This is a genomic window from Arcobacter siniprincipis (SeqCode) (assembly GCF_048571125.1).
GTDB classification, from domain to species: Bacteria; Campylobacterota; Campylobacteria; order Campylobacterales; family Arcobacteraceae; genus Arcobacter; species Arcobacter siniprincipis.
This window is the reverse complement of record NZ_CP182343.1, coordinates 2,552,008-2,578,179: the sequence shown is the minus strand read 5'-3', so window position 1 is coordinate 2,578,179 and position 26,172 is coordinate 2,552,008. Positions and strand designations below refer to the sequence as shown.

Annotated in this window: 30 protein-coding genes; 28 read left to right on the top strand and 2 right to left on the bottom strand. The window is 28.1% G+C overall.

Translation table 11 applies throughout. The features are described 5' to 3' along the window. Position 1: 1 nt before the first annotated feature. Positions 2 to 439 carry a hypothetical protein gene (locus ACNI3D_RS13170; protein ID WP_013136302.1) on the bottom strand — a complete coding sequence of 146 codons (438 nt, stop codon included), beginning with the start codon at positions 437 to 439 and terminating at the stop codon, positions 2 to 4. 13 nt (positions 440 to 452) lie between these two features. Further along, positions 453 to 1,244, bottom strand: a complete 792-nt coding sequence (gene flgG / locus ACNI3D_RS13165; protein WP_129101405.1) for a flagellar basal-body rod protein FlgG — start codon at positions 1,242 to 1,244, stop codon at positions 453 to 455. Between the two features lie 152 nt (positions 1,245 to 1,396). On the opposite strand from flgG, the gene ACNI3D_RS13160 reads away from it, so the two are divergent. The 28 genes from ACNI3D_RS13160 (at position 1,397) to flhB (ending at position 26,172) form a co-directional block, all read left to right on the top strand. Next, entirely contained in the window at positions 1,397 to 1,768 is a 372-nt protein-coding gene (locus ACNI3D_RS13160) for a response regulator (protein ID WP_129101404.1), read from the top strand. A gap of 20 nt (positions 1,769 to 1,788) precedes the next feature. Further along, positions 1,789 to 2,928, top strand: a complete 1,140-nt coding sequence (locus ACNI3D_RS13155; RefSeq protein WP_129101403.1) for a hypothetical protein — start codon at positions 1,789 to 1,791, stop codon at positions 2,926 to 2,928. Between the two features lie 3 nt (positions 2,929 to 2,931). Further along, on the top strand, positions 2,932 to 3,657 hold the full coding sequence (locus ACNI3D_RS13150) for a flagellar hook-basal body protein (RefSeq protein WP_129101402.1): 726 nt from the start codon (positions 2,932 to 2,934) through the stop codon (positions 3,655 to 3,657). 2 nt (positions 3,658 to 3,659) lie between these two features. Beyond that, positions 3,660 to 4,067 carry a flagellar basal body rod protein FlgB gene (gene flgB, locus ACNI3D_RS13145; RefSeq protein ID WP_419767323.1) on the top strand — a complete coding sequence of 136 codons (408 nt, stop codon included), beginning with the start codon at positions 3,660 to 3,662 and terminating at the stop codon, positions 4,065 to 4,067. A 16-nt stretch (positions 4,068 to 4,083) separates the two neighbouring features. Then, a complete protein-coding gene (gene fliF, locus ACNI3D_RS13140) occupies positions 4,084 to 5,826 on the top strand; it encodes a flagellar basal-body MS-ring/collar protein FliF (protein WP_419767322.1) in 1,743 nt (580 codons plus the stop codon). Continuing rightward, complete coding sequence (gene fliG / locus ACNI3D_RS13135; protein ID WP_129101399.1) at positions 5,827 to 6,831, top strand: flagellar motor switch protein FliG; 1,005 nt, start codon at positions 5,827 to 5,829, stop codon at positions 6,829 to 6,831. A gap of 3 nt (positions 6,832 to 6,834) precedes the next feature. Beyond that, complete coding sequence (locus tag ACNI3D_RS13130; RefSeq protein WP_129101398.1) at positions 6,835 to 7,506, top strand: FliH/SctL family protein; 672 nt, start codon at positions 6,835 to 6,837, stop codon at positions 7,504 to 7,506. Between the two features lie 137 nt (positions 7,507 to 7,643). Further along, entirely contained in the window at positions 7,644 to 7,931 is a 288-nt protein-coding gene (locus ACNI3D_RS13125) for a FliM/FliN family flagellar motor switch protein (protein WP_013136293.1), read from the top strand. Positions 7,932 to 7,940: 9 nt separating this feature from the next. Continuing rightward, entirely contained in the window at positions 7,941 to 8,531 is a 591-nt protein-coding gene (locus tag ACNI3D_RS13120; protein ID WP_129101397.1) for a flagellar hook assembly protein FlgD, read from the top strand. Positions 8,532 to 8,542: 11 nt separating this feature from the next. After that, positions 8,543 to 10,003 carry a flagellar hook-basal body complex protein gene (locus ACNI3D_RS13115; RefSeq protein ID WP_419767321.1) on the top strand — a complete coding sequence of 487 codons (1,461 nt, stop codon included), beginning with the start codon at positions 8,543 to 8,545 and terminating at the stop codon, positions 10,001 to 10,003. 77 nt (positions 10,004 to 10,080) lie between these two features. After that, positions 10,081 to 12,417, top strand: coding sequence for a flagellar hook-basal body complex protein (locus tag ACNI3D_RS13110; RefSeq protein WP_419767320.1), 2,337 nt, complete (start codon positions 10,081 to 10,083; stop codon positions 12,415 to 12,417). A 48-nt stretch (positions 12,418 to 12,465) separates the two neighbouring features. After that, entirely contained in the window at positions 12,466 to 12,795 is a 330-nt protein-coding gene (locus ACNI3D_RS13105; protein ID WP_129101395.1) for a hypothetical protein, read from the top strand. A 42-nt stretch (positions 12,796 to 12,837) separates the two neighbouring features. Then, positions 12,838 to 14,826, top strand: coding sequence for a tetratricopeptide repeat protein (locus ACNI3D_RS13100; RefSeq protein ID WP_419767319.1), 1,989 nt, complete (start codon positions 12,838 to 12,840; stop codon positions 14,824 to 14,826). A 63-nt stretch (positions 14,827 to 14,889) separates the two neighbouring features. Further along, the gene (locus ACNI3D_RS13095) at positions 14,890 to 15,207 is read left to right on the top strand and encodes a flagellin (protein ID WP_129101394.1); all 318 of its coding nucleotides are present in this window, start codon (positions 14,890 to 14,892) and stop codon (positions 15,205 to 15,207) included. A gap of 13 nt (positions 15,208 to 15,220) precedes the next feature. Further along, entirely contained in the window at positions 15,221 to 16,105 is an 885-nt protein-coding gene (locus ACNI3D_RS13090) for a FliM/FliN family flagellar motor switch protein (protein WP_419767318.1), read from the top strand. Positions 16,106 to 16,108: 3 nt separating this feature from the next. Next, positions 16,109 to 16,864, top strand: coding sequence for a motility protein A (locus ACNI3D_RS13085; RefSeq protein WP_129101392.1), 756 nt, complete (start codon positions 16,109 to 16,111; stop codon positions 16,862 to 16,864). Positions 16,865 to 16,876: 12 nt separating this feature from the next. Continuing rightward, positions 16,877 to 17,647 (top strand): OmpA/MotB family protein, encoded by a 771-nt coding sequence (locus ACNI3D_RS13080; protein WP_129101391.1) that lies wholly within the window; start codon positions 16,877 to 16,879, stop codon positions 17,645 to 17,647. Beyond that, positions 17,644 to 17,937 (top strand): rod-binding protein, encoded by a 294-nt coding sequence (locus ACNI3D_RS13075; protein ID WP_129101390.1) that lies wholly within the window; start codon positions 17,644 to 17,646, stop codon positions 17,935 to 17,937. Before ACNI3D_RS13080 ends, ACNI3D_RS13075 begins: the two co-directional genes overlap by 4 nt. A 13-nt stretch (positions 17,938 to 17,950) precedes the next feature. After that, complete coding sequence (locus tag ACNI3D_RS13070; protein WP_129101389.1) at positions 17,951 to 18,328, top strand: hypothetical protein; 378 nt, start codon at positions 17,951 to 17,953, stop codon at positions 18,326 to 18,328. Next, entirely contained in the window at positions 18,312 to 18,713 is a 402-nt protein-coding gene (locus ACNI3D_RS13065; protein WP_129101388.1) for a hypothetical protein, read from the top strand. Before ACNI3D_RS13070 ends, ACNI3D_RS13065 begins: the two co-directional genes overlap by 17 nt. Beyond that, entirely contained in the window at positions 18,710 to 19,870 is a 1,161-nt protein-coding gene (gene flhF, locus ACNI3D_RS13060; RefSeq protein WP_419767317.1) for a flagellar biosynthesis GTPase FlhF, read from the top strand. The genes ACNI3D_RS13065 and flhF overlap by 4 nt, the downstream gene beginning before the upstream one ends. A 9-nt stretch (positions 19,871 to 19,879) precedes the next feature. Next, complete coding sequence (locus tag ACNI3D_RS13055; protein WP_419767316.1) at positions 19,880 to 20,704, top strand: AAA family ATPase; 825 nt, start codon at positions 19,880 to 19,882, stop codon at positions 20,702 to 20,704. 14 nt (positions 20,705 to 20,718) lie between these two features. Then, positions 20,719 to 21,045 carry a hypothetical protein gene (locus ACNI3D_RS13050; protein WP_129101385.1) on the top strand — a complete coding sequence of 109 codons (327 nt, stop codon included), beginning with the start codon at positions 20,719 to 20,721 and terminating at the stop codon, positions 21,043 to 21,045. 11 nt (positions 21,046 to 21,056) lie between these two features. After that, positions 21,057 to 21,359, top strand: coding sequence for a flagellar hook-basal body complex protein FliE (gene fliE, locus ACNI3D_RS13045; protein WP_129101384.1), 303 nt, complete (start codon positions 21,057 to 21,059; stop codon positions 21,357 to 21,359). 13 nt (positions 21,360 to 21,372) lie between these two features. After that, positions 21,373 to 21,831 (top strand): flagellar basal body rod protein FlgC, encoded by a 459-nt coding sequence (flgC, locus tag ACNI3D_RS13040; RefSeq protein ID WP_419767315.1) that lies wholly within the window; start codon positions 21,373 to 21,375, stop codon positions 21,829 to 21,831. A gap of 22 nt (positions 21,832 to 21,853) precedes the next feature. After that, positions 21,854 to 24,358 carry a hypothetical protein gene (locus ACNI3D_RS13035; RefSeq protein ID WP_419767314.1) on the top strand — a complete coding sequence of 835 codons (2,505 nt, stop codon included), beginning with the start codon at positions 21,854 to 21,856 and terminating at the stop codon, positions 24,356 to 24,358. After that, on the top strand, positions 24,358 to 25,107 hold the full coding sequence (locus tag ACNI3D_RS13030) for a flagellar biosynthetic protein FliR (protein WP_129101738.1): 750 nt from the start codon (positions 24,358 to 24,360) through the stop codon (positions 25,105 to 25,107). Before ACNI3D_RS13035 ends, ACNI3D_RS13030 begins: the two co-directional genes overlap by 1 nt. Positions 25,108 to 25,119: 12 nt before the next feature. Further along, entirely contained in the window at positions 25,120 to 26,172 is a 1,053-nt protein-coding gene (gene flhB, locus ACNI3D_RS13025; RefSeq protein WP_129101737.1) for a flagellar biosynthesis protein FlhB, read from the top strand.

Below are 26,172 nucleotides of genomic sequence, written 5' to 3'. Positions count from 1 at the left end.
TTTACTCTTTAGATGATGATTTTCTATATTCTTTTTGTCTTAGTAATATCTTTTCTTTATTTTCTTCGTAATATTTTTTTCTGTATTCTTTTAATTCTTCTTTTTTCTTTTCTCTGTATTCTTTGTCATATTCTAATCTTTTTTCTCTATTTTCAAGATAATAGCTTTTTTTCTGGTTTCTGTAGTCTTTTATTTTCTGAATAATTTTATCTTTTCTACTGTCAACATGAGATTTTTGTTTTTTAATAATTTCTTTTATCTTTAAATCGAAATTATCAATATTTAAATCATTTTCATAATCATAAATTTGTTGTTTAGATTTTTTTAATGATTCGTTAGACTCTTTTTCAAGCTTCTTTTTTAGATAATATTCTCTTTTCTTTTTTTTATGATCTAAAAAATTTCGCTCTCTGAGTCTTTTTAATTCTTCTAAATCCATTTTAACCTAATAATTAACTAGTTTTTAATTGATTTGCTATTGTTAATAGCTTATCTGCAGTTTGAATTGCTTTTGAATTTGCTTCATAAGCTCTTTGTGCAGTTATTAAATCTACCATCTCTGTTACTAGTTTTACATTTGACATCTCTACAAAGCCTTGTCTAAGATTTCCAAATTGCTCTTCTGTAGGATTTGCATCAATTGGATCACCTGAAGCTGTTGTTGCTTTAAAAAGTGATTCACCTAATGGTTCTAGACCTGCTGAGTTTACAAAGTCAGATAAAGTTATTTGTCCAACCTCTTGCTCTTCACCTGTTGTTGGATCTGTTGCCGTAATTAGTCCATCTGCAGCTACATTTATTTTTATAAGATTATCAGGAATAACAATTTCAGGATCTAATAAGTAACCATTACCATTTACTATAGAACCATCACTATTAACTTTGAATTGTCCATTTCTAGTATAGGCTATTTCTCCATCAGGCATAGTTATTCTAAAAAAACCTTTACCTTCAATGGCTATGTCTAAGTCATTACCTGTTGATTGTAAGTCACCTTCTGTAAAAGACTTTTGTATACCTGAAATTCTAACTCCAGAACCTACATCAATTCCTGTTGGATTTCTAGTGTCTTGACTAGTGGCACCACCTGTATAGTTTAATCTTTGATACATTAAATCTTGAAATTCAGCTCTGTCTTTTTTAAATCCAGCCGTATTTACATTTGAAATATTATTTGAAGTAACATCAATTTGATGCTGCTGCGCATACATTCCTGAAGCTGCTGTATACATTCCTTTTATCATGGTGAATCCTTTATTGACAAAATACTATACATTATATTTAAAGAATTTTTAAATTCAAATAAATTTGAAGACAAATATACTTAATATTAAGTATAGATTTAAAACAAATTAATTATAATAGAAGAAATTTTAAATTTAACAAAGGTGTATAAATGAAAATACTAATAGTTGATGATAGTTCTACTATGAGAAGAATTATTGGTAATGTTGTGATGCAGTTAGGAATTGACAAAGAAGATTTCGATGAAGCTGAAGATGGAGTAAAGGCTTGGAACAAGTTAGCTAGCAAACAATACGATGTAATTTTAACTGATTGGAATATGCCTAATATGAATGGGCTTGATTTAGTTAAAAAAGTAAGAAAAGAAGGTAATCATCAAAGTACACCTATAATAATGATTACAACTGAAGGTGGTAAAGGGGAAGTTATTACTGCTTTAAAAGCTGGAGTAAATAATTATATTGTTAAACCTTTTAATGCAGAGATATTAAAAGAAAAATTAGATGGTGTATTTAAAAAATAGTTAAATAAAAAGGCATAACTATGAGTATGAGTCAAGAAGAAATCGAAGCCTTAATGAATGGATTAGATATCTCTGAAAATGAAAGTTCTACAAGTGATGATACATCCTCGGATGAAAATGATTCTGAAAACATGTCTGAAGATGATATTGCAAATTTAATTGCAGAAACAAATTTATCAAATAAAAATGTAGATGATGAAGATAATTCAGATGTAACATCTGAAAAAGCAGAAGACAAAGCAGACGATGCTCAAAAAATGTCAGATAATGATATTGATGCTTTATTAAATTCACTAGAAGATGAGTCTGAAGAAGAATCTTCAGATTCTAGTGAGGAAATAGATTCACTTATTAATAATATTGATTCTAATGATGAAAAAAATAATAAAATTGTTAATGAAACTGATAGTAATGAAACTGTTGATACAAGTGAAATTGATGATTTAATTGCAGGATTAGAAAATGATAAAGATCTTGAGAATGAGTCCTCTGATGATGACTATTTAAAAGATTTAGATCTTAACTTTGATGCAGAATCAATTGATGAAATTGATAAAATTGATCTAAAAGAAGAGCCAGAAGAACCAGAAATAACAATTACACCTTCAAACAAAAAAAGAGGGAATAATGTAGTAAATGTTGAACAAATCAATATCCCTAATCAATTGGGCGAAGTTGCTAACGACTCAGAAGAAAAGGCAACTAAAATATTTGATGCATTAAGTTATATTCTAGAAGATAATGAAGAGCTTAGAAAAACAACTAAATCTTTAGATAGTTTTATTCAATCTCAATACAAAATGCTAGAGATGTTAAATCAAAAATTTCCAAATGTAAAAGAATTTTCAGAAAATTTAGAGTCAGTAAAAGAGCTTCTTGAAAAGCCAAAAGAAATTCAAACAAGACTTCATAATAGAGATAAAGAACTTTTTGAAACAATGGAATTAATGCAATTTCATGACATAAACAGACAAAAAATAGAACGAGTTATGGGTCTAGTTATAAATCTATCTCGTCAATTAAACTCTATATTTGATGATGAATCTAATAGCGTTAATCTTCCTGGTGCTACTCATCTACCAGGAGATACTTCTAATGATTTACTTAATAGTGATGATTTAGAATCGTTAATTGCAGAATTTGGTAAAAGTAAGGATTAAATTATGAATCAAGGAATGTACCCTTTAGCAGCTGCTATGGTAAATCAAATAAATAGAGTTGATACTGTATCTAATAATTTAGCAAATAGTAGAACTATAGGATTTAAACAAGAAAGCTTAGCTGAAGGCACTTTTAACAACTATTTGTTAAAAGCAAATCTTGAGGGTAAAAAATCAGAATATATAAATGAATTGACAAATAAAGTTCCTAAAATTGATCAAAAATTTATTAATAGTTCACAAGGTCCTATAGTGCAAACTGGAAATGATTTAGATTTTGCTTTGAAAGAACCTCAAACTTTTTTTGCAGTTTTAGATCAAAATGGAAATGTGCAATATACAAAAGATGGTTCATTTAAAAACCTTGATGGATTTTTAGTAGACTCAAAAGGAAATAATGTTTTAAGTGCAGATGGCGAACCTATAGCTATTGAAGAGGGCTTTAAACAAGCAATTGGAGTATTTAATATTGATTACAATAATTTAGAAAAATTTGGAGATAATAATTATAAGTTAAAAGATGAACAACAAGCAGCAGTACAAGTTCAAGCTGAGGAAGATAACGAAAACTTTGTGCTTCAAGGTTCGCTGGAACAATCAAATGTAAATAGTGTTATGGCAATGGTTCAATTGATTGAAGCTCAAAGAAGCTATGAACAAGCACAAAAAGGTATAACAGGTATTGATAGTATGAATAAAACAATAATTCAAAAATTAGGTAACGGTTAATTATGAAACCAAGTAATGTAAGCGAACTTTTATTTAACACATTAAGTTATAGAGCAGAGAGACAAAAGGTTATATCTAGTAATATTGCTAATATAAATACTCCTGATTATAAAACAAAAGATTTAAGTTTTGAATCACAACTTCAAGAAAAAAATAAACAAAAAGATTTGAAATTAGTAACAACCAATCAAAATCATATTAAATCACAAGAACAAAATGGCAAAAATTCAAAAATGGAAGTTTATGAAGTTGAAAACTTGCAAGAACAAAATGATGGAAATAATGTAAATTTGGACACACAAATGAGTGAAATGGCAAAAAATAATACAATGTTTCAAGCAATACAAGGCTCAATAAGAAAAGATGTTACTTTTTTCACATCAGTTATAGATGCTTCTGCCAAAAACTAATTAGGATAAATAATATATGGATCAACTTTTAAAGTTTGTAAATAATTTAAATTCTGCTCAAAGAGCTGTAATAATAGGAGGTTTTTCCCTTTTATTGGTTCTTCTACTTGGATTATTAATTTATTCGAATGTAAAAGCTGAAGATAGTAAACTAAATTACACAATTGCTACTAATCTTACAAAAAACCAAGTTATGTTAGCTTCAAGTGAATTAGAAGCATCTGGAATTTTATTTTCAGTTGTTGGAAGTGGTAATTCTCTTACTTTAAAAACATCAAAAGATTTTATAAATATTGCGAAAATAAAATTAGTGACAAGTGATGCTGCCACAAATAAACATGTTGGATGGGAAATTTTTGAAAAATCTTCATTAGGTACAACTAACTTTGAAAATAAAGTTAAATATTTAAGAGCTTTAGAGGGTGAACTTTCAAGAGCCTTAGAATCTTTATCTGGTATATTAAGGGCTTCTGTAAAGTTAGCTATTCCAAAGGAAACAATTTTTACTGAAAGAAAAACACCTCCTACTGCATCTGCAGTTTTAAGTTTAAAACCAGGTGTTTTTTTAACTCAAAAACAAATTGATGGAATCAAAAACTTTATTGCTTCTGCAATTCCTAATTTAACAATAGAAAATATTAAACTTATAGATCAAGATGGTTCAATTTTAGAACAATCAAAAGAAGAAGTAGATAATTTAAGCTCAGTGACTCAAAATAAGTATAAAAAAAGATTGGAAAAAGAGTTTGAAGGAAAAATTGTAGATTTATTAGAACCTTTTGTTGGAAAAGGAAGAGTAGTCGCTAGGGTTTCATTAAGTTTAAACTTTTCAAAAAAACACACTCAAGAAGAAATTTATGAACCAGAAGGGACTATTCGAAGTCAACAAACTACTGAAAATACTTCTTCGTCTGATGGAGTAGTAAAAGATACAGCAGCAGTTCCTGGTGTTCAAAGTAACATTCAAGCACCGCAACCAGAAGGAAACAGTGGAACTAATTCATCAAAAAATGAAAGTTCAAAAAATATAATTAATTATGAGATTTCTAAAAGAGTTATAGATCATGAAGACAAAAATTATGCAACTATAAATAAAATCACGGCAGCTGTAACTTTTGATTCTACCGTTTTAACTGATGTTCAAAATAAAGATGAGTTTATTAATAATATTGTAGAAGTGGTTCAAGATACTATAGGTTATGATGATAAAAGAGGTGATAAAATCACTGTAAAAGATTTCAAATTTGTCACTTATGATAAAAAAGCAAACCTTGATGAAAATGGTAATCCCATTGTAGAAGATTCTGGAGATACAATTGGTATGGTAAAAGCTATATTAGCTGAGTTTAGTGAGTATTTTCAATATTTAATTGCTTTAATCTTATTGTTTATTTTTTACAGAAAATTTATTGTTAAAAATGATGTTGTTATTCTAGGCGATGGAGTTGGAACTACAGGAACTGGAAAAGCTAGTAAGGGAAAAGATATTAATATTCCTGGTATAACTGATGACACTAAATTAGAAGATGAATTTAATTTAGATAGTGCAAAAGGTAGGTTAAAATCTAAAGTAAGAAGTCAGATTTTAAATAATCTTGAAGGATTAGATGAAGAATCAGCAGCTAAATATGAAGTCTTAATAGAAGAAATTGATAGAATAATCAATAATGAACCAGCTGAAATGGCAAAAATGATAGAGTTGTTATTATCAGAAGATACTGGTAAAAAATACAATAATAACAAGAAGAAAGGAAGATAGATGCAAAACCCACTAGATCATGAATTGACTAAGGGTATGCCAATGCTACAAAAAGTGGCTACCTTTTTTGTATTAATTGGAGAAGAAGCAACTGTTAAAATTTTTCAACATTTACCTAGGCATGTTGTAGAAAATATATCTACTGCTATTACACAATTGGGCTCGATTGATAAAGATACTTCATTGGCTATTTTGGAAGAGTTTCATTTATATACAAGAACAAAGGGATTTATTAGTTCTGGTGGATATGATTATGCAAAAGATCTTTTATACAAATCTTTAGGTAAAAGTGATGCAGATGAAATTTTAGCAAAATTATCTAAAATGCAACTAGCTTCACAATCATTTAATTATCTTGATGCTATAAATCCAAAGCAATTAGCGGATTTTATTAAAGAAGAATCTCCTCAAACAATTGCAGTTATTTTGGCTCATATGAATGCTAATGGTGCGGCTGATGTTCTAAATCAGTTAGATGAAGATGTAAAAGTTAAAGTTACAATGCAAATGGCTACAATAAAAGATGTATCTCCTGATGTTGTAAGAACTATTTCAATAGTTTTAGAAAAAAAGCTAGAATCACTTTTATCTTCAATTGTGGATGTTGGTGGGGTTAAGGTTGTAGCTGATATGTTAAATAGAATGGGACCTAAGTCTCAAGATATACTTAAAAATATCAATGGTGTAGATACCGCCCTAGCTACAAAAATTAAAGAGAACATGTTTGTATTTGAAGACTTACTTGCTTTAGATAAAGATGATATAATGAAAATACTTCAAAATGTAGAAATGGCAGATGTTGCAGTTGCAATGAAAAATGCAACAGAAGATGATCTTGCAGTTGTAAGAAGTGCAATGTCTCAAAGAGCTAGTGATAGATTTCAAGAAGAGTTTGAAATGCTTACAAAAGTTAAAATTAAAGATATTGAATCAGCTCAAAGAAAAATGCTTGATGCAGCCCAAAAACTTATTGAAGAGGGTGTAATTGAGAGGGAAGTAGAATAACAGATGGAAAAAAACAATGTATACTCTAATGCAAAAGTAATTAAATCTAAAGATGGAATTGAAAACTTTCAATTAGGAACTTTTTTAAATACTGGTGAAATTACACAAACTGATCAAATGCAAATGGTTGCAAAATTAGATGAGAAACAAGTAAGTATTAATGGTGATCAAATATTAGCTGAGATCAAAGCTCTTGCTGGAACTATTGCTGCTGTTCAACAAAAAGTTGATGGCTTAGAACATATTGGATTAGCAGGTGGTAAAGATATAGATCATCAAGTGGTTCAAGCTATTAAAGACTTAAAACATTATGCAGCTTTTTTTGAACAGGCAACTTTTCAATTAGAAACAAAAATACTTAAAACATCTATTTCTATAGCTCAAAAAATCATTTCCGTAGAAATAGGGGAAAATTCAGCAAAAATAGCAAAAGAGACTATTCATAATATATTAGACAAAATAAAAACTGCTTCAAAAGTAAAGATTCATCTAAATCCTAGAGACTTTGAACTTCTAAAAAATGACTTAAATCTTGAAGGTACTCATATCTCTTTAGTTCAAGATGGAAATGTAACTGCTGGAGGTGTTGTAATTGCCAGTGACCTAGGAAATTTTGATGGGAATATAGAAGCAAAAGTAAACTCAATGCTAGAATCACTTGATTCTATAATGTAAAATTCTACAAAAGTAAATATTAGCTTAAAACACTAAAAACTATCTAAAAATCACTCTTTTTTATTATTTTTTATTAAAATTAATAGAAGCCATTGTGATATAATTCATTATAAACTTAAACAAAGAGACTTAAATTTATGGAAATTAATGACAGAGCATACGATCTTTTAGTCGATACCCAAATTACAGTAGATGTAATGCTAGGTAGTGCAAATATTACTATTAAAGACTTCCTAGATTTAGGTGAGGGTGACATATTATCACTTGATAAAGCAGCAGGAGCTGGAGGTGATATTTATGTTAACAGTAGAATTATTGGTACAGGAGATATTATCGTTATTGATGAAAAATTAGCAGTTAGAGTTCAAGATGCTATGGATTCAGATAATGTAGTAAGATATTTCTTTGATGAAAATATGTTATAGGAGAAAATTATGGCAACTACAGATAATGTACAAGTAAGTACTGCTACTGGTGTAAACGGTCAGCAGTATACACAAGCTATTAGTAATGATAAGCTTACAAATGAAGATTTTTTAAATTTAATGTTAGAACAAATGAAACAACAAGATCCAACTAAGCCTATGGATTCACAAAGTATGCTTGATTCACAAATGCAAATGTCAACAATTGAGACAAACTTAGATATGTCAACTTCAATGAAAGCATTACAACAATCTTTTGCTCAAATGAATTTATCAACAGCAACTAATGTTATAGGTAAAATAGTTGAAACTGATGAATTAGGAGATGATGGACTTAGAAGAGCTTATCAAATTGGTTCAGCAGAATCAATAAATGGCGAAATTTATGTAGAGGGTCTTGAAATCATTACAAATGAAAAGGGTGAATTAACTTATGCTAATGAAACTACTAGAATCCCATATAGTAGCATAAGTAGAATTAATTATACTCCTACTTCAGGATCAGGTGGAAGTACGAACCCACCAGATACAACAACTGGTGATGATACAACTACAGCTGAAAATAATACTGGTTCATCTGATACAACAACAAATAGCTAAGGAAAAGAATTATGAATGGTAGTTTATACAATGCATTATCTGGTATTAGTGCAGCATCTAATTATGTTGATGTAACATCAAATAACATTGCTAATGTAAATACTATTGCTCATAAAGAAAGTAGAATTTCTTTTGCTGATTTAATGTATCAAAATGGAGAAGGAAAAGGTGTTGGAGAAGGAACAATAAATAAAACATTTAGACAAGGCGGAGTAAAGGATACAAATAATCCTTATGATTTTGCAATACAAGGAAAAGGTTTTTTTGTTGTAACTGACCCAGATACAAATAAAACATTTTATACAAGAGCTGGAAATTTTTTAGAATCTAAAGCTGGGATGCTTGTAAATAATCAAGGTTTAGAGGTAATGGGACTTCAAACAAAAGTTATATCTACAACAACTTCTGATGGTACAACTGCTTTTGGTGATAATTATACTATGCCATTAGCATCAGCAATAATTACGCAAGAAGATAGAACTTTATCAATTAATACTAAATCAACTGATTATCGAGATAGTGCAACAGATGTAGGTGTTTCAGGTAATAATTATAAAACAGCAAATTCTGTTATTTCAGATATTGAATTGTTAAAAAAAGATTATACAGATAAGTTGAAATTATTAGAGTCTAACCCAAATGAAGTTTCAGTTTCTTCTACTTTTCAAGAATCAAAGATTGATTACAAAGATTATGAAACAAAATTAAATAATCAAAATGATGTTTTAAGATTGAATCTAGGAAATGTTGAAATTAAACAAAATTTTGATACTGATCCCTTAACAACTATGAAAAAACTAGCTGACCAGATTTCAGATGAAGAGGGATATTCCGCTTCTTTTGATCCAGCTACAAGTACTTTAACAATTAATAATTTAGTAGCAGGAAGAAATACAAAAATTACTTCACCAACTATAAATGCAACTGAAGCAACTGTTGATACAGTTGATGCAATTAAAGGTTCAGGTTTAGCAATGGTTGAGTCTTCAAGAGATGCTTTAAATCAAGCTGTACAATTAGCAAATGCAAAGTTTCTTGATATTCAAAATGGTATTCCAGCACCAAATCAAGCAACACTTACCCTTGAACCTATAAACTTAAAATTAACAAATATAGGTTTAGCATCATATAATGATACAAAATTTAGTGTTGCAGATGATGGAGTTTTATTACTAACACAAGGAAGTAATACTTATGTTGTAGGTAGAGTATCAACTGTTTATTTTCCTGATGAACAAAGTTTAAATGCAGCAGGTGATAATTTATATACACAAACAAAAGATTCTGGTGAGCCAAAGAATGCAGATATATTAAATAATATAGCTGCAAATAGTGTTGAAGTAAGTAATATAAGTACATCAACAGCACTTACGAAACTTATTGTTGCACAAAGAGCTTTTGAAGCTAATTCAAAATCTATGACAACATCTGATGATTTTTTAAAGACAGCAATACAACTTAAAACTACATAAGATGTCTATTAATTAGTACTTAAGAAGTATTAATTAATAAACATAAAATGTTTATAATTTATCTAAAAGGATAAGCCATGATTGGAGCACTATGGACAGGAATTTCAGGTCTATCAGCACAACAAAAAGCTTTAGACAATGAGTCACATAATATTGCGAATGTTAATACAATAGGTTACAAATCATCAAGAATCTCTTTTGCTGACCAAATGTATCAAGACAAAATAGGAAAAGGTGCTAAAGTTCTAGATGCTGAAAAACTTTATACTCAAGGTGGATTTAAATCTACAGGAGTTAATTTTGATATGGCATTATCAGGAAGTGGTTTTTTTACTGTAAGTAATAAAAGCTCAACTGGTACTAGTGAAACTTATTATACAAGAGCTGGTAACTTTAGAATGGGTGATAATGGAACCTTACAAGATGCAGCAGGGAATGAAGTTCAAGGTTGGGCAATGAGTCCTATTAGTGAACAAGATAGATTATCAACTAATCCTAATATTAATGTTTTTACAAGTGCATATACAGAACTCTTGACATCAAAAATAATAAATCTTAATAAATCAGTTGAAACATATACTGCAAAAGCTACAGACTATTCTCAAACTGCTAAAGGAGATATATCTACTGTTTATTCTGGGTATGGACTTAAATCAGAATCACAAAAAGTAGATGATGTAAAAGCGTTGATTAAAAATTATTCAGATGCATTAACTGAATATCAAGCTAATCCTGATGGTCCTTCACAAAGTGCTATTGCTCAAAAAACTCAAATTAATTTTCTTGGAACTGATTTAAGTAAAGAGTCAGACACTATATATGTTTATATTGATGGTTCAAAGATAGAACAAAAATATGAGGCTAAACCTGCAAGAATGTCTGATGATGGAAGTAGAATGTTAACAGAAGTAGAAGCTAGTCAAATAGCAACATACAAAGCATTGGCTGATAAAATTTCTGATGAAACAGGATATGTAGCTTATACGGTTACTGATCAAGATATCACTGGAACCACAGAAACTGGTAGTGCTGTAGATTCTTTTGAATCTTTTGATACTTTTACAAAATCTACAAAAGATTTAGATGTTTTACATGGAATGATTGAAATAGAATCAATGATTCCTGGGCAAGAGTTTAAGATTACTGAAGTTGGAGAGTATTCTGGTTCTTATGTTTATGGGTCTTTTAATGAAACAACAAGTGCAACAAATGTTCAAAAAGGTACTGGTCTTGGTGGTTTACAAAGTGCTAGAGAAGCTTTAGCTAAAGCTATTAGCGGTAATCAAAGAGATGTTTTCACAATGGAAGAGTTAAATCTTAATGGTTCAGATTCATACACTTTTGATTTTAGTGTATATGATAAAGATTTAGAAAAAACTATTAATTTCGGTTCTGCAATTAGTGTTGATCCAACAACAGATATAGATAGTGTTATTTCAAATCTTACTTCAGGTTCATCAGTTTCAGTTGCTAATTTTAATAAATACTTTACAGCTAAAAATATCAATGGATCACTTGTTATTGAGGCAAGAGAGTATGATGTAGAATTTAGTACGGAATTATTTGCTAATGGAGCAACTTATACAACAGCAGCTAGTGGGACAAATTATACTTTTTCAGGAACTGATGCTATTTTGGCAAATGGGCAAACTAGTTTTTCTATAACTATTCCTGATATAACTTTAGGTGATGGTACTGTTATAAGTGGAATAAGTGCTACAGGGGGAAGTATAAATTCACCTAGAGACTTAGATACTCTTGCTGGAAAACTAAATGATTTATTTGCTAAGAATACCGCAACTAATGCTAGTGGAAGAACAGTTTCAACTCCATATAATGCAATTGTTGTTAATGGAAGTTTAATTATTGAACAAACTTCAGGTGGTGCAGTTTATCCAGCTAATTTAACTATAAATAAACTTGCAGGTGGTATTGACAAAAATGCTGATGCTTCTGGTCGTAAAGGTACAGGTGCAGAGTTTTTAGAAATCAAAACTACTCTTGATCAAACTTCTTCTCAAGATTCTTTACAATTGAGGCTTGATACCCTTGGCATATCAGATTCCGGCTTTGGTGAGTTTTCAGTTAATGATGCAGGTTTAATTATAATGAAACAAGATGGAGCAGAGTTTGCTATTGGACAAGTTTCTATTGCATTGTTTAATAATGAAAGAGGATTAGATCCAATGGGAGATAACCTTTTGGCAAAAACTACTCAAAGTGGTGAACCAACATTTAATATAAATAATGATAGAACAGCTACTATTTTAGGTAAAAATCTAGAGTTAAGTACCGCAAATTTAAGTGAAAGTTTAGTAAACTTAATGGTATTTCAAAGGGCATTTGAGGCAAATGCTAAATCAATTACAACTGCAGATGCACTGCTAACAACACTGATTCAGTTAAAACGATAATAAATAAAATAGATAGATTTCTCTATCTATTTTTTAAAGAGGGTAAATTTGGAAAATTTTTTATTGATTTTGTTTTTATTAGTAATGCTTTTATACTATTTTTCTACAACAAATGTATATAAATCATTATATGTAAAAATTAATGAAGAAAAGAATGTTTTAGAAGAGGAAAAAAATAAATATACGCAATTGATGGAAAGATATAATAAACAAGTTATTGCACAAGATGATGCAATAAAAAATACAGAAAATAATCTTTCTGTTGCAAGAAATGATTTAAGAGCTGCAAAACTTGAAAATAATGACTTAAAACATCAACTTGATAAACTTAAGAAGAGGTCAGAAGAGCTCTATGCTCAAGTTAATACTATGATTTAATAGGAGCCTGTTATTAAATTAGCTATTACTAGAAAAAAGGGTTTGCTTTTTTCCCTAATTATTATTTTTCAATTTAACTTATTTGCAGATGAAGATATCTCAAAATTAGAATCACAGCCTGATGTTTTATTTAAATACAAAGATTTAAAAAAAAATCAAAAAATGTTATCTCAACAAGTAGAATTTAACAATGCTGTTCTTCTTTTAGAAAAAGGTGAATATTTAAAAGCTATAGATATTTTAAAAGATACTTCTAAATTCTTAAAAATACCATCATATTTAAACATAGGTATAGCATATTATAAATTAAACTCTATTCATAATGCAAAAGTATATTTAGAGAGAATTTACTCTCATGATGCTGCTATTACTGAAGATACTTATTCTTATATGTCTGCTTGTTATTATTTATATTTAATTTCAGATAATCAAAAATTTTTAAAGAAAATTATTCAATTGGCTAAAACAAAAAAAGATTTATCAGAACATGCTAAAAGATTGATTGCTGATACTTTTATAATTTTAAAAGATTATAAAATGGCACTCTCTCTTTTAGATACAATGGATTATGCTTCTGATTTTAAAAAAGGCTTATTGTTAATTAAGTTAAAAGATTATGAAAAAGCTGACTTGTTACTAAGAAAAGCTTATGAAAATAATGTTAATTTGGATAAAAAAGATAAAATATTATGGTTTATGGTTTTTAGTAATTTAAAATCAAATAACTTAGAAAAACTAAATGATAACTTAGATTTGATACAAGCAAGAAAGTCATCATTTGAAGCTAATAAAGAGTTAGAACTTAAAATGTTTTTTAATAAAAATAAATATACACCAGATGAGTATTTTAAATTTATTACAAAATTTGATTTAAATAGAAAGATTGATTTTATTTATTATTTTGCACCATATATTTTCTCAGATAATGAAGAAATTATGTATGACTCTACAAAAGGTTTTATATTTAAAGATAAAAGTAGTTTAGATAATTTAGATGATATGATTTCTTATAATGCTTCATTTTTAAAACTTATAAAAAAAGATCCAATACAAAAAGTTGCTGAACTAAAAAAAATGTTAAATAAAGATACCAAGTCATATATTTATTATAACTTAGCATTATCTTATGCCCAAATAGATGATTTTTATAATGCGTTAAAATACTTTGAACAGGCAACCAAACTTAATCCTGGGAATAAATTATATTCTGCAATGACACTAATAACTGCAATTCGTTCTAATACTACAATTGCTGACAAGGATTATTTAGATACAAATATTAAATTGAAAAAAGGAATGTATCAATATTTTGGGCAAAAAATTTATAATTTAATAATTAATGATAAGATTGGAACTTCAACAGAACCAAAACACTATGCAAAAACGATTTTTTATAAAGCTTTAAATTTCTTACCTAAGTTTAATGAAGGTACTGCAACTTTAGATGATCCATTAATAAAAGATAATTTTAAAGAACCACTTACTTTTTTACTAAAAGAAGTTATAAAACGAGAAAATGAAAATGATTTTACTTATTTTTCAAGATTACAAGATACTGTTCCTTTAAAAATAAATAATAATTTTCTTGATGGTTCAATATTAATTACTCAATATTATGTTGATTTATTAAAAGCTTTGGGATTATTTAACAAAGCAGATTTTAGTATGCAAAGCAATATTACACCAACTTACTTAAGAACTAAAGCTTTAAAACTATTGCATGATGGTTATCCTAAAAAGGCCTTAAACCTTATAGAAACTTTACAAAGTGAGTATAAACTTGAAGATAAATATACTATGTATTTGGTAGTTGCTTCTTATTTAGATGATAATAGATACAACGATGCCTCTGTTCAAATCTCTTTAATAAAAGGTTTACTAAAAGATAGTGGTGCAGATTTCTTAACAGGTGTACAATTAATTCAAGAGTTAAAAATAAGTAGTGCTAAACAATTTTTTTTAAAGCCTTATTTAGATGATATGATAGATTTTAAGATAGAAGGATTTGATAAATTTTTAGAAAGTCTCTAATTTTTTATTAATTTAAATTTTTTTAGATATAATATTTTAAAATGAATTGATAAAGGAGAAGCTATGGAAATTGGTAGATTACCTGAAATCGACGCTGCAAAAGCAAATTATGATGTTAAGATTCAGAAAGTACAAGAAGTTGATGAAAAAGATAAGATTGTTCCTGATGAAAAATATAAAAATGCCAAAACAAACGAACAAAGCGAAAAGATAAATGAAGTTGTTTTGGATAATGTAAAATTTGGTTACAATAAAGATACACAAGACTTTTTTGTAAAAGTTACAAGAGGTAATGCTGAATTTAAATATCCAACAGAAGATATGATGAAAGTAAAAGCTCATTTACATGAGTTAGTAGATAATTTAGATAAAAATAATTAATTAAGGTTTAGCTTTGGCATCAGATTTATCAAATATTTTAAGAGATGAGCTATCTAATACTCTGGAACAATTACTCTCTCAACCGACCAAATGTGAAAATGTTGAAAAAGCTGACTTTTCAAAAGTTGATTCTTCTCAATGTGTTGAGATTGATGTTAAATTTGAATTTAAAAATACTTCATCAACTTGGAACTTTTTTATTCCAACTTCTAGTGCCGCAAGATTTGAATATTTAATGCTTGGTGGAACAGGAGATTTAAAAGAACACATTGATGATGAAATAACAGATGCAATAAATGAGATAGTCTCTAATATATGTGGAAGTATTTCAACATCAGTTAATGCTCAAGGTTTTCCTGATATCTCAGGACTTAAGCATGAAGTTCTTGGTTCAAAAATCATTGAATGTAATGGAAAAAATAATGATGAAAATACTTATTCCTTTAAACTGAATTTAGATAATAAAATATCTGAGGTTATTATATCTTTTGATGATGTTATACTTCCTTTTCTTTCAGAAATAACAGGAAAAGAGACAAGCAGTACTTCAAGTGATGAAAATAGTTCTTCTCAAAATTATTCATCTTTACCTACTTCTGGTAATATTGATTCTTTATTATCTGATGAATCCTCAAAAAATCTTAAACTTCTTTTTGACATAAAATTAAAACTGAGTGTTAGACTTGGAACAAAATTATTTTTGTTAAAAGACATCTTAAAATGGGATGTTGGTGAGATTATAGAATTAGAACAAATGGTAAATGAACCATTAGATATTTTGGTAAATGGAATTAAAATTGGAGAAGGTGAAGCAGTTATTGTTGAAGGGAAATTTGGTTTAAAAATTAAGAATATTGGAAATGATTCATCACGATTAAGTCAATTAGGATTAGGATAAGATATGGATAAAACTACGGTTGGAGGATTAGCTGCTGGTTGGGCTCTAATTGCTCTTGCAATTATATTAGGGGGAGTTGGCTTTGGTCCATACATTGATATCCCTTCTGTTGCCATTGTATTTGGGGGAACTATTGCTGTAACTGCAGGGCAATTTCAACCAAGTGAATTAAAAAGAGTTGGTGCTGGATTTAAAATTGCTATGAATGAATCGAAAGTTGAGCCACTTCCTGAATTGATTGAAAAAATCATTTTTTATGCAACTGAAGTAAAAAAACATGGTGTTATGCAAATAGAACAAAAAGTTTTAAGTGAATCAAATGCTTTTTTTAAAGAGGCATTTCAATTGCTTGTAGATGGTACTAAGCCTGATGTATTAGTACCTTTGTTAGAGCTAAAGTTAGAGCATATGGATAAAAGACATACTTCATTAATAGGTGTTTTTTCAAATATTGGTGGAACCGCAGGTTCTATGGGTATGATTGGAACACTTGTTGGTCTTGTTGCTATGCTTGCTAACCTTTCTGATCCTGCAGCAGTTGGTCCTGCAATGGCAGTTGCCTTGATTACAACACTGTATGGTGCATTAATTGGTACTTTAATAGCTGGATTAATTGAGTCAAAATTAGATCAGAAACATAAAACTGAAGTAACAGCATGCGAAGTAATAATTACTGGTACTTCAATGATTGCAGCAGAAGAGTCAATTGGTAATATAAAGATGAAATTAAATGCAATCTTAGTTGAATCACCTCAATGATAAAGTATAATAATGGCTGAAAAAAAGTGTCCTGATTGCCCAAAATGTTTGCCAGGTTGGTTAGTACAATTTGGTGATTTAATGTCTTTGTTGCTTACTTTTTTTATTCTTTTATTGTCTATGGCCGTGATGGATAAAAAGAAAGTAGAAGAGTATTTTGATATAATGAGAAAAGCTATGGGCTTTTTAGATCAAACACAAGATACAGTAAAAAGAGATGAATCAACTAATACCTCAAAAGAGGCATCAAATGATGCAGATAGTAATGCACAAGATACAGCAGCAGCTGCCGATGAGATGAGTCAAATTGCTCAAGAGATTAATGAACAAGTTTCAACTCAAAGTGAGCAAGTACAAATTACTGAGGGTAATAATGAGTTTACCTTAGATATTCCTTCTTCAATTATGTTTAATGAAGGAGAATATAACTTGTCAAATAGGTCAGCAAAGAATTTTATTTCTAAAATTGCAAGGGTAATTAGAACTATGCCTCAAACATTTGATATAGAAATTATAGGATATACAGATAGAAGTAATTTCAAAAGTGATACTATACCAAGAGATGGTTGGGATATTTCTGCACTAAGAGCTATTTCAGTTGTAAAAGAATTAATTAAAAATCGTATTGATCCTTCTCAATTGAAAGTTTCTGCATACAGTTCTTATAGGCCCAAAAGTGAAAATGCAGTTGAAAATAGAAGAGTTGAAATAAGATTTGTTTCTGCAACGGAACAAAAGAATATATTAGAAAAAGAAAATTTCTTTGATAGGTTGGAACAATGATGGATTTAACAAATAATGTTGATGTATCAACATTAAACCAAAAAAAATTTGATAATGTAAATACTAAAAATTTAAATGATAAAAAGTTAAAAGAAGTATGTGATAATTTTGAATCATTTTTTTTAAAAGAAATTATGGATGTTTCTTTAAAGTCTTCTCCTATAGCTGGAGAGGGTGCAGGTTCTGACATAATTAAAGGAATGTACACTGATGCTGTTTCAAATGATGTTGCAGGTGGAATGGGTATTAGTGATATGTTGTATGATTTTTTGAGTAAAAAAAATAGTTAAATTAGGCAATAACATGATTAAAAATATTACAGATGAAATGAGTTCTTTAGTTAATAAGATGAAAGATTTAATAAATAGTGATATTGAAGATATAAAAGCTGCTCATCATGAAAAACTTTTAGATAGAAATGATAACAAACAAGAGTATATGAATGAAATAATTGAATTAAGAAAAAAATTAAATGAAGAGTTAGTTAATAAAATGCAAGAAGGTGTTGATATTAATGCCTATAGAAATGATGTAGATAGTTTAGAAGAAGAGTTAAAAGAACTACATTTATTAAATGCTAAATTAGCTTCAATTGTTCTTCCAATTCAACAAATGTATAAAGACATAGTTGAAGAATTAACAAGTCAGAGTGGAGGAAATATAGTTGAAATTAAAGTTTAGTTTATTTTGTCTATTTTTTCTTTTTACTTTAAAACTTTTTTCATATGAAGTCATTATTGCAAAAGTTGATATTCCTTTTAGAAGTGCGTTAACTCCATCTAATGTTGCTATTTTACAAATAGAAAAATTACCTGATGATTGTAAGCCTATTAGTTTAAAAGAGTTAAAAGAAAGAAAATATTTTACAAGTAAGTATTTACAAAAAGATAAAATTATTTGTCATAGTGACTTAAAAAAAGAAGATTCTAATAGAGTTATATTTAGTTTTGGTTCAATACAAATTGAAACACCTGGTAAAATAATGTATGAGAATGATGAATATATTAAAATAAGAAAAGAGAATGGAAAAGTAGAAAAAATTTACAAAGATGGAAGAGATAAATGAATATGCTATCATTTTTAGGTGAAACACCAACAAAGGCTTTGAGAAAAGCCCAAGAAGAGTGTGGAGAAGATGCAATAGTAATTTCTACAAAAAAAATCTCAGATCCAGATAGCAAAAAGAGCATGTATGAAGTTGTGGTTGCTTTAGAAGAAGATTATGATGTAAATAAGAATAAAAAACCATCATCTTTTACAAAAAAGATTGTAACAAGTAATGGTAAATTAAAAGATAAAGATTTCTCTGCAAAAGTGTATGATTTTAAAGAAGAAATTCTTAAAATGCAAGATGCAATAGAACAAGTTCAAAAATCAATTTGGGATCCTAAGTCACAACTTTATGATTTAACTATACCACCTGAATTTGTGGATATTTACAATTTATTTGAATCAAATGAATTTGATCAAGAGATGACATATACTATTATGAAAAAAACAATTAAACAATTACCTGTTGCTATGAAATCTAATCCTCATAAGATTAATGATTTTTTTAAATTAATATTAAGAAGAATAATTCCTATTAAAAATGAGGTGCCACTTAGAAAACATCAAAGAAAAATAATGATGATGGTAGGACCTACAGGAGTTGGTAAAACAACCACCATAGCAAAATTAGCAGCTCGTTATGCTTATAAATTAGGAGAAAACTATAAAGTTGGTGTTGTAACACTTGATTCATTTAGAGTTGGTGCGATTGAACAATTACAAGCGTATACAAACATAATGAGACTACCTTTAGAAATTGTTAAAAAACCAGAAGATTTAGTAGAATCATTGTTAAGGTTAAAAGATTGTAATTATATTTTCATTGATACAGCAGGTTCTAGTCAATATGATATAGATAAAATAGAATTAATAAATGAATTTCAAAAAAAAGTAGATGAACTTCCAATTGAAAAAGTATTAGTTCTTCCTGCAAATGTTAAACAAAGTGATTTAATGGATATTTATACAAATTATTCAAGATTAAATATTGATTATTTGACTTTTACAAAACTTGATGAAACAAAAAGTTTTGGAAACTTAATCTCTTTTTCCCACAAAACTAAAAAATCTATCACTTATATGTCAATTGGGCAGAATGTTCCTGATGATTTGGTAGTATCTAATTCATCATTTTTAATTGATTGTTTTATGAATCATACATGTGTTAAATAGGAAAAAAAATTGATTAACACTATTTCTACACAAGCAAATAAATTAATTAATCTTACAAAAAGAAAACAAAAGATTAATCCTTCTAATACTAAATTATTAACAATAACTTCTGGAAAAGGTGGAGTTGGAAAGTCAACATTTACTGCAAATATAGCCTCTTTATTAGCAAAAAGGGGATTAAAAGTTGCAGTAATTGATGCTGATATTGGCTTGGCAAATATGCAGGTTCTTTTTGATGTAAAACCTACTTTAACTCTCTTTGATTATATTGATGGTAAAGCTAATTTAAAAGAAGTATTTATTCAAACTAAATATCCAAATATCACATTGATTGCTGGTAAAAGTGGCTATCAATATTCTAAACACTCAAATAGCTTAGTGTTAGCACGAATTGTACAAGATGTAATTGATATAGAAGTTTTTGATATTATATTAATTGATACAGGAGCTGGATTAAATGAATATGTGAAGGAATTTTTATCAATTTCTGGTAATATTTTAGCTTTAACTACAACAGATCCTAGTGCTTTAACAGATGTATACGCTTTGATGAAAATGCTTTCCAAAGATAAAAGTTCGCTTATGTTATCTTTTAATCATACAAAAAACTATAAAATAGGGGAATCTATAACTAATTCATTGCAGAACCTAGCTCTCAAAAATAGATTAAATCCAAATTTTATGATAGAATATATGGGTAATGTAAGCAGTTCTAAAAATATTTCTACAACTGGAAGATTGAGAAAATTATTTGTAAATGAGTTTGAAGATCAACTAGTTACAAGGGAATTGGAGTTTATTGTTAGTTCATTGCTAAAAAAATTAAATAAATAGAGTTTGGATAAAAAGTGATTATAGAAAGATTTTCAAAAACAGTTATTGCAAGTGGAATTTTACGATTTTATGTAGCAACTGGTTTCTTTGGTATATCTTTATTTTTTTTATTCAATGTAAGTTTATTTACACCCATGGAAATTGTGTTAGGTATTATTTTTGCAACAATTTTTTTTAAAACATTGTCAAATGTAATGTTATCATTGTTAATACTATTGTTTAACCTTGATAATAAAAAAGCTGAGTTGGATTTTAAATATCATACGCAAAAAATTGATGAATTATTAAGTGAGTTAACAACAACTGACTCAAATAGTAAAAATACTAGTACGACAAGTTAGAGGAGTATTAAATGGATATTTCAGGAATTAATGGCATTTCTAATGTTTTTAATAAAAATAATGTTCAAAAAACAAACGAAACTGAAAATCAAGGTGAATCATTTGCTTCAATGCTAAAAAATGCAGTTAACGAAGTAAATAATACTCAAGTTGATGGATACAAAGCAATGGAAAACATTGCAACTGGAAAAGTAGAAAACTTGCAAGAAGCTGTTTCTAAAATAGAAGAAGCAGAATTGACATTAAAACTTGCACTAGAAGTTAAAAATAAAGCAATGGCAGGATTTAAACAAGTAATGGCAATGCAAGTTTAGGATTGGAGTTATAATGGGTTTTTTTGATGGATATAATATAGCAAGCTCTGGAATGAGTGCACAAAGAACAAGAATAAATGTTGTAAGTGCGAATATTGCCAATGCTAAGACTACACATTCTACAGATGGTGGTCCTTATAAAAAACAAAATGTTGTTTTTCAAGAGATGTTATTAAGTGAAAATGAAAAATTAAAAGCTAATGATAGTCAAGATAAACAGTCTGCTCTTCCAAGTAAAAACTTAAGTGGAGTAGGTATAAAACAAATAGTTGAAGCAAAAGATAAACCTATTATGAAGTTTGAACCAGATCATCCAGATGCAAATGCAGATGGTTATGTTGCATATCCAAATATTAATCCTGTTATAGAAATGGTTGATTTAATAGAGGCTATGAGATCTTATGAAGCCAATGTTTCCGCTTTTACAACTACTAAAACAATTGATACGAAAACATTAGAATTATTAAGATAATAACTCCTTATAAGGATAAAGAATGAGCAATGAATTAGAACTTTTCACTACTCCGAAATCAACAGAAATCACAAATACTTCCAAAATTGCACAAAATAATTCTCAAAAAAAAGAGGGTGAATCTATATTTGACAAATTCTTATCAAAAGCAAAAAATGATATTGAAAATGCTGAAAATGAGACAAAACCAAATATAAAAGAAATAAAAAAAGATACAAATACAGACAAAATAGAAAAAACTGATACTACAAAAAGTGAAGCTAAAACTGAAACAAAAGTAGATACAACAAAAACTGATGCAAAAACAACTTCTTTGATGGATAGATTAATCCAAGAAACAAAATCAAATGTAAAAGAAATAAAAAAAGATACAAATACAGACAAAATAGAAAAAACTGATGCTACAAAAAGTGAAACTAAAACTGAAACAAAAGTAGATACAACAAAAACTGATGCAAAAACAACTTCTTTGATGGATAGATTAATCCAAGAAACAAAATCAAATGTAAAAAAAGATACAAATACAGACAAAATAGAAAAAACTGATGCTACAAAAAGTGAAACTAAAACTGAGACAAAAGTAGATACAACAAAAACTGATGCAAAAACAACTTCTTTGATGGATAGATTAATCCAAGAAACAAAATCAAATGTAAAAAAAGATACAAATACAGACAAAATAGAAAAAACTGATGCTACAAAAAGTGAAGCTAAAACTGAGACAAAAGTAGATACAACAAAAACTGATGCAAAAACAACTTCTTTGATGGATAGATTAATCCAAGAAACAAAATCAAATGTAAAAGAAGTAAAAAAAGATACAAATACAGACAAAATAGAAAAAACTGATGCTACAAAAAGTGAAGCTAAAACTGAGACAAAAGTAGATACAACAAAAACTGATGCAAAAACAACTTCTTTGATGGATAGATTAATCCAAGAAACAAAATCAAATGTAAAAAAAGATACAAATACAGAGAAAACAGAAAAAACTGATGCTACAAAAAGTGAAGCTAAAACTGAAACAAAAGTAGATACAACAAAAACTGATGCAAAAACAACTTCTTTAATGAATAATTTAACACAAGAAATAAGTACAAATAATGTAGAAGTAAAAAAAGACTCTATTTCTCAAAAGAAAGAAAAAGTAGATACTCTAAAAAATGAAGTAAAGAATGCTTCAACTAATATTGATGTAAAAATAGATTTGAAGAGTGAAAACAAAACAGAGAATATTACAAAAAATATTCAAAGTGATTTAAATAATTTGTCAAATAAAAAAGTTGAAAAAGAGTTTGTTAATGAAAAAATTGTTAATGTTAATACAGATGCTAAAGATCAAAAAGGTCTAAATATAAATAAATCATTATCAAGTGAAAAAATTGATAAACAAGTAGTAACGAATATTGAAGAAAAATTTAAACCAACTTTAGAAAGTGATAGTTTAAAAAATATAAATAAAGAAGTCAAAAACGAAAAAGTTTCAAATGATTTATCTAAGTTAAATAGCGAACCTAAAAATGAAAAAAATATCTTAACTAGTGAAAAAATATTATCTTCTGAAGATAAAGATATAAAAAAAGAATCTTTAATTGACAAACTCTTGAAGGAGAATGATTCAAAAAAAGAGACTATTCCAACGCAACAATTGATAAAACCTACAGCGAGTAATTCAAGTGAATTGTCTAAGTCAAAAAATGATTTATTAACTAATATTTATATGAGTACGCAGAAAAAATCTGTAGATGTAAAAAAACTTGAAACAAAACATGAAGGTGTAGAAATCGCAAAAAATGCAACCACTACAAAAGAAGTTGAACAAAGTGCAAAAGTATTGAATTTAGGTTTGGAAAAAGTTGAAGTAAAAATAGAAAAAAGTATAGAACCACAAAATGAAACTAAATTATCATCAACTTTTGAACGATTATCAATGATTAAAAATGGAACAAGTGACTCAAAAGATTCAAAAGACTCTTCTGAAGAGAAATTTAAAGATGAAAAAGGAAGTTTTTTAATACAAAATAAAAAACTTGATGATAAATTATTTGATTCGAAGTTAGTTAATTTAACTGTTAGTTCAGCTGCTGCTCAAACAATACAAAATAGAATTATAGGTGCAAGACAACACATGTCTACTATGATGTCAGATTTAGCTAGAGTAATGTATGAAAACTATAATCCACCTGTAACTGCATTTAGGGTAAATTTAAATCCTTCTGCTTTAGGAAATATTGCTATTCTTATTAGAGGTGATGCTAAAAATAATTCCTTATCAATTAGTATGAAGTCAAGTAATAATTCAACTAAAGAAAACTTAGTTGAAAATCAATCAATGCTAAAAGATAGTTTGTTTAAAAGTTTTGCTGGTGGTGCTACATCTTTTGATTTAGATTTTGGTAGTTATGAAGGTGATAATACTCCTTCTGAAAATCCAAATATGAATCAAAATAAAGAATTTTCAAGTGAAACTATAAGTGTAAATAACAAAATAGAAGAGACTGAAGTAAAAGATAGTAAATACATGTAATGGAAGCATTATTATCTTTACTTAATGAAAGTACGGTAATAAATTTTTTATTACTTTTTGCTAGAATTTTAGCTTTTATGGCTTTTATGCCAATATTTGGACATAAAGTTGTAAATGTTAGAATGAGAGCAGCTTTATCTTTTTATGTAACACTTTTTTTGTTTCCTATGCTTGAGATTGAGTCTCAAGTTACTTCAAGTGGATTTTTAATTGCCATACTTTCAGAAGCAACTTTAGGATTAATTGCATCTATGCTTGTAAATATTATATTTAATGCTGTAAAAATGATTGGTGAGTTTGTTGGTTATGCAACTGCTCTTTCAATGGCTAGTTTTTTTGATCCCGCTTCTGGTACAAATGAAGGTATTCTAGCAAGGTTAATGTTCTACATTAGTCTTGCAGTATTTTTTGAATCTGGAATGTATGAAATGACTTTTTCAATTTTAGCAAAAAGTTTTACAATAGTTCACTTAGGTGCATTTGATATTTATTCATATGATGGAATAAAATTACTTATTGATGAGATTAATAGAATGTTTGCTTTTACTTTTGCTTTTGCCTTTCCTTTATTTTTTATAGGTTTTGTAATTGATATTTATTATGCCTATGGTACAAAATCTATGCCAGCATTTTCACCTTTTGTTATTACTTTTCAGTTAAAATTTGCTTTAATTATGATATTTATTATGATGGGTATGGAAGTTTTCACTGAAGCTTTTACCAATTATTTTATTACAAAATTTCAATAGGGAGGGTTTATTATGGCTGAAGAACTAGATAAGACAGAAGAACCCACCGCCAAGAAATTAGAAAAAGCAAGAGGTGAAGGAAATGTTCCTAAATCAGGTGAAGTTGTAGGTGCTGCTATTCTTCTTTTTGGAACTGTATATATGCTTTTTTGGAGTACATACACTTATGACTCTATAAAAAAACTTATGATTTATATTTTTAATCAGATTGGGCAAGAATTAACTTCTTCTGATTATTATAATATTACAAATACTATTATTACTACAATATTTTATTCTTTAGCTCCATTTTTTTTAGTGGTGATTTTATTGGCTATTATTTTAAATATAGTTCAATTTGGATTTTTAATCAATCCAATAAAACTAAAGTTTGAGAAATTAAATCCTGTGAGTGGATTAAAAGGTCTATTTTCTCTAAAAAAATTATTAGAAGCTACAAAATTATTAGCTAAATTAACTTTAATTGTTTTTGTTATGACTATCTTGTTTGGGCTTACTTATAAAGCCTTTTTAGCAATGATGGATAAGGACATTACTTCTTCTTTAGATGCAATGTTTACACTTTTATTATATTTTGTTGGAGCTATATTATTTATAGTAATATTATTTGCTATAATAGATTATTTTTTTACTAGGCATTACTATTTTAAATCTCTCAAAATGAGTAAACAAGAGGTTTCAGATGAGCATAAAAATATGGAAGGGGATCCTAAGGTTAAAGCTAAAATAAAAGGGATTCAATATAAATTGCATTACGAAAGAATGAGAGCAAGTGCAAAAGATGCAGATGTTGTTATTACAAACCCTACACATTATTCTGTAGCTTTACAATATGATAGCACTGTAAACTCTGCACCTAAAATTGTAGCAAAAGGGATTGATTTTTTGGCCTTGAAAATTAGAGATGTTGCAAAAGAAAATAAAATCCCAATTATTGAAAATCCTGCTTTGGCAAGGGCGTTGTATGATCAAATCCAAATTGATCAAGAAATACCTGGAGAATTTTATCAAGCCATGGCCGAGGTATTTTCTTATGTGTATGAATTAAATAAAAATAAAAGGTAA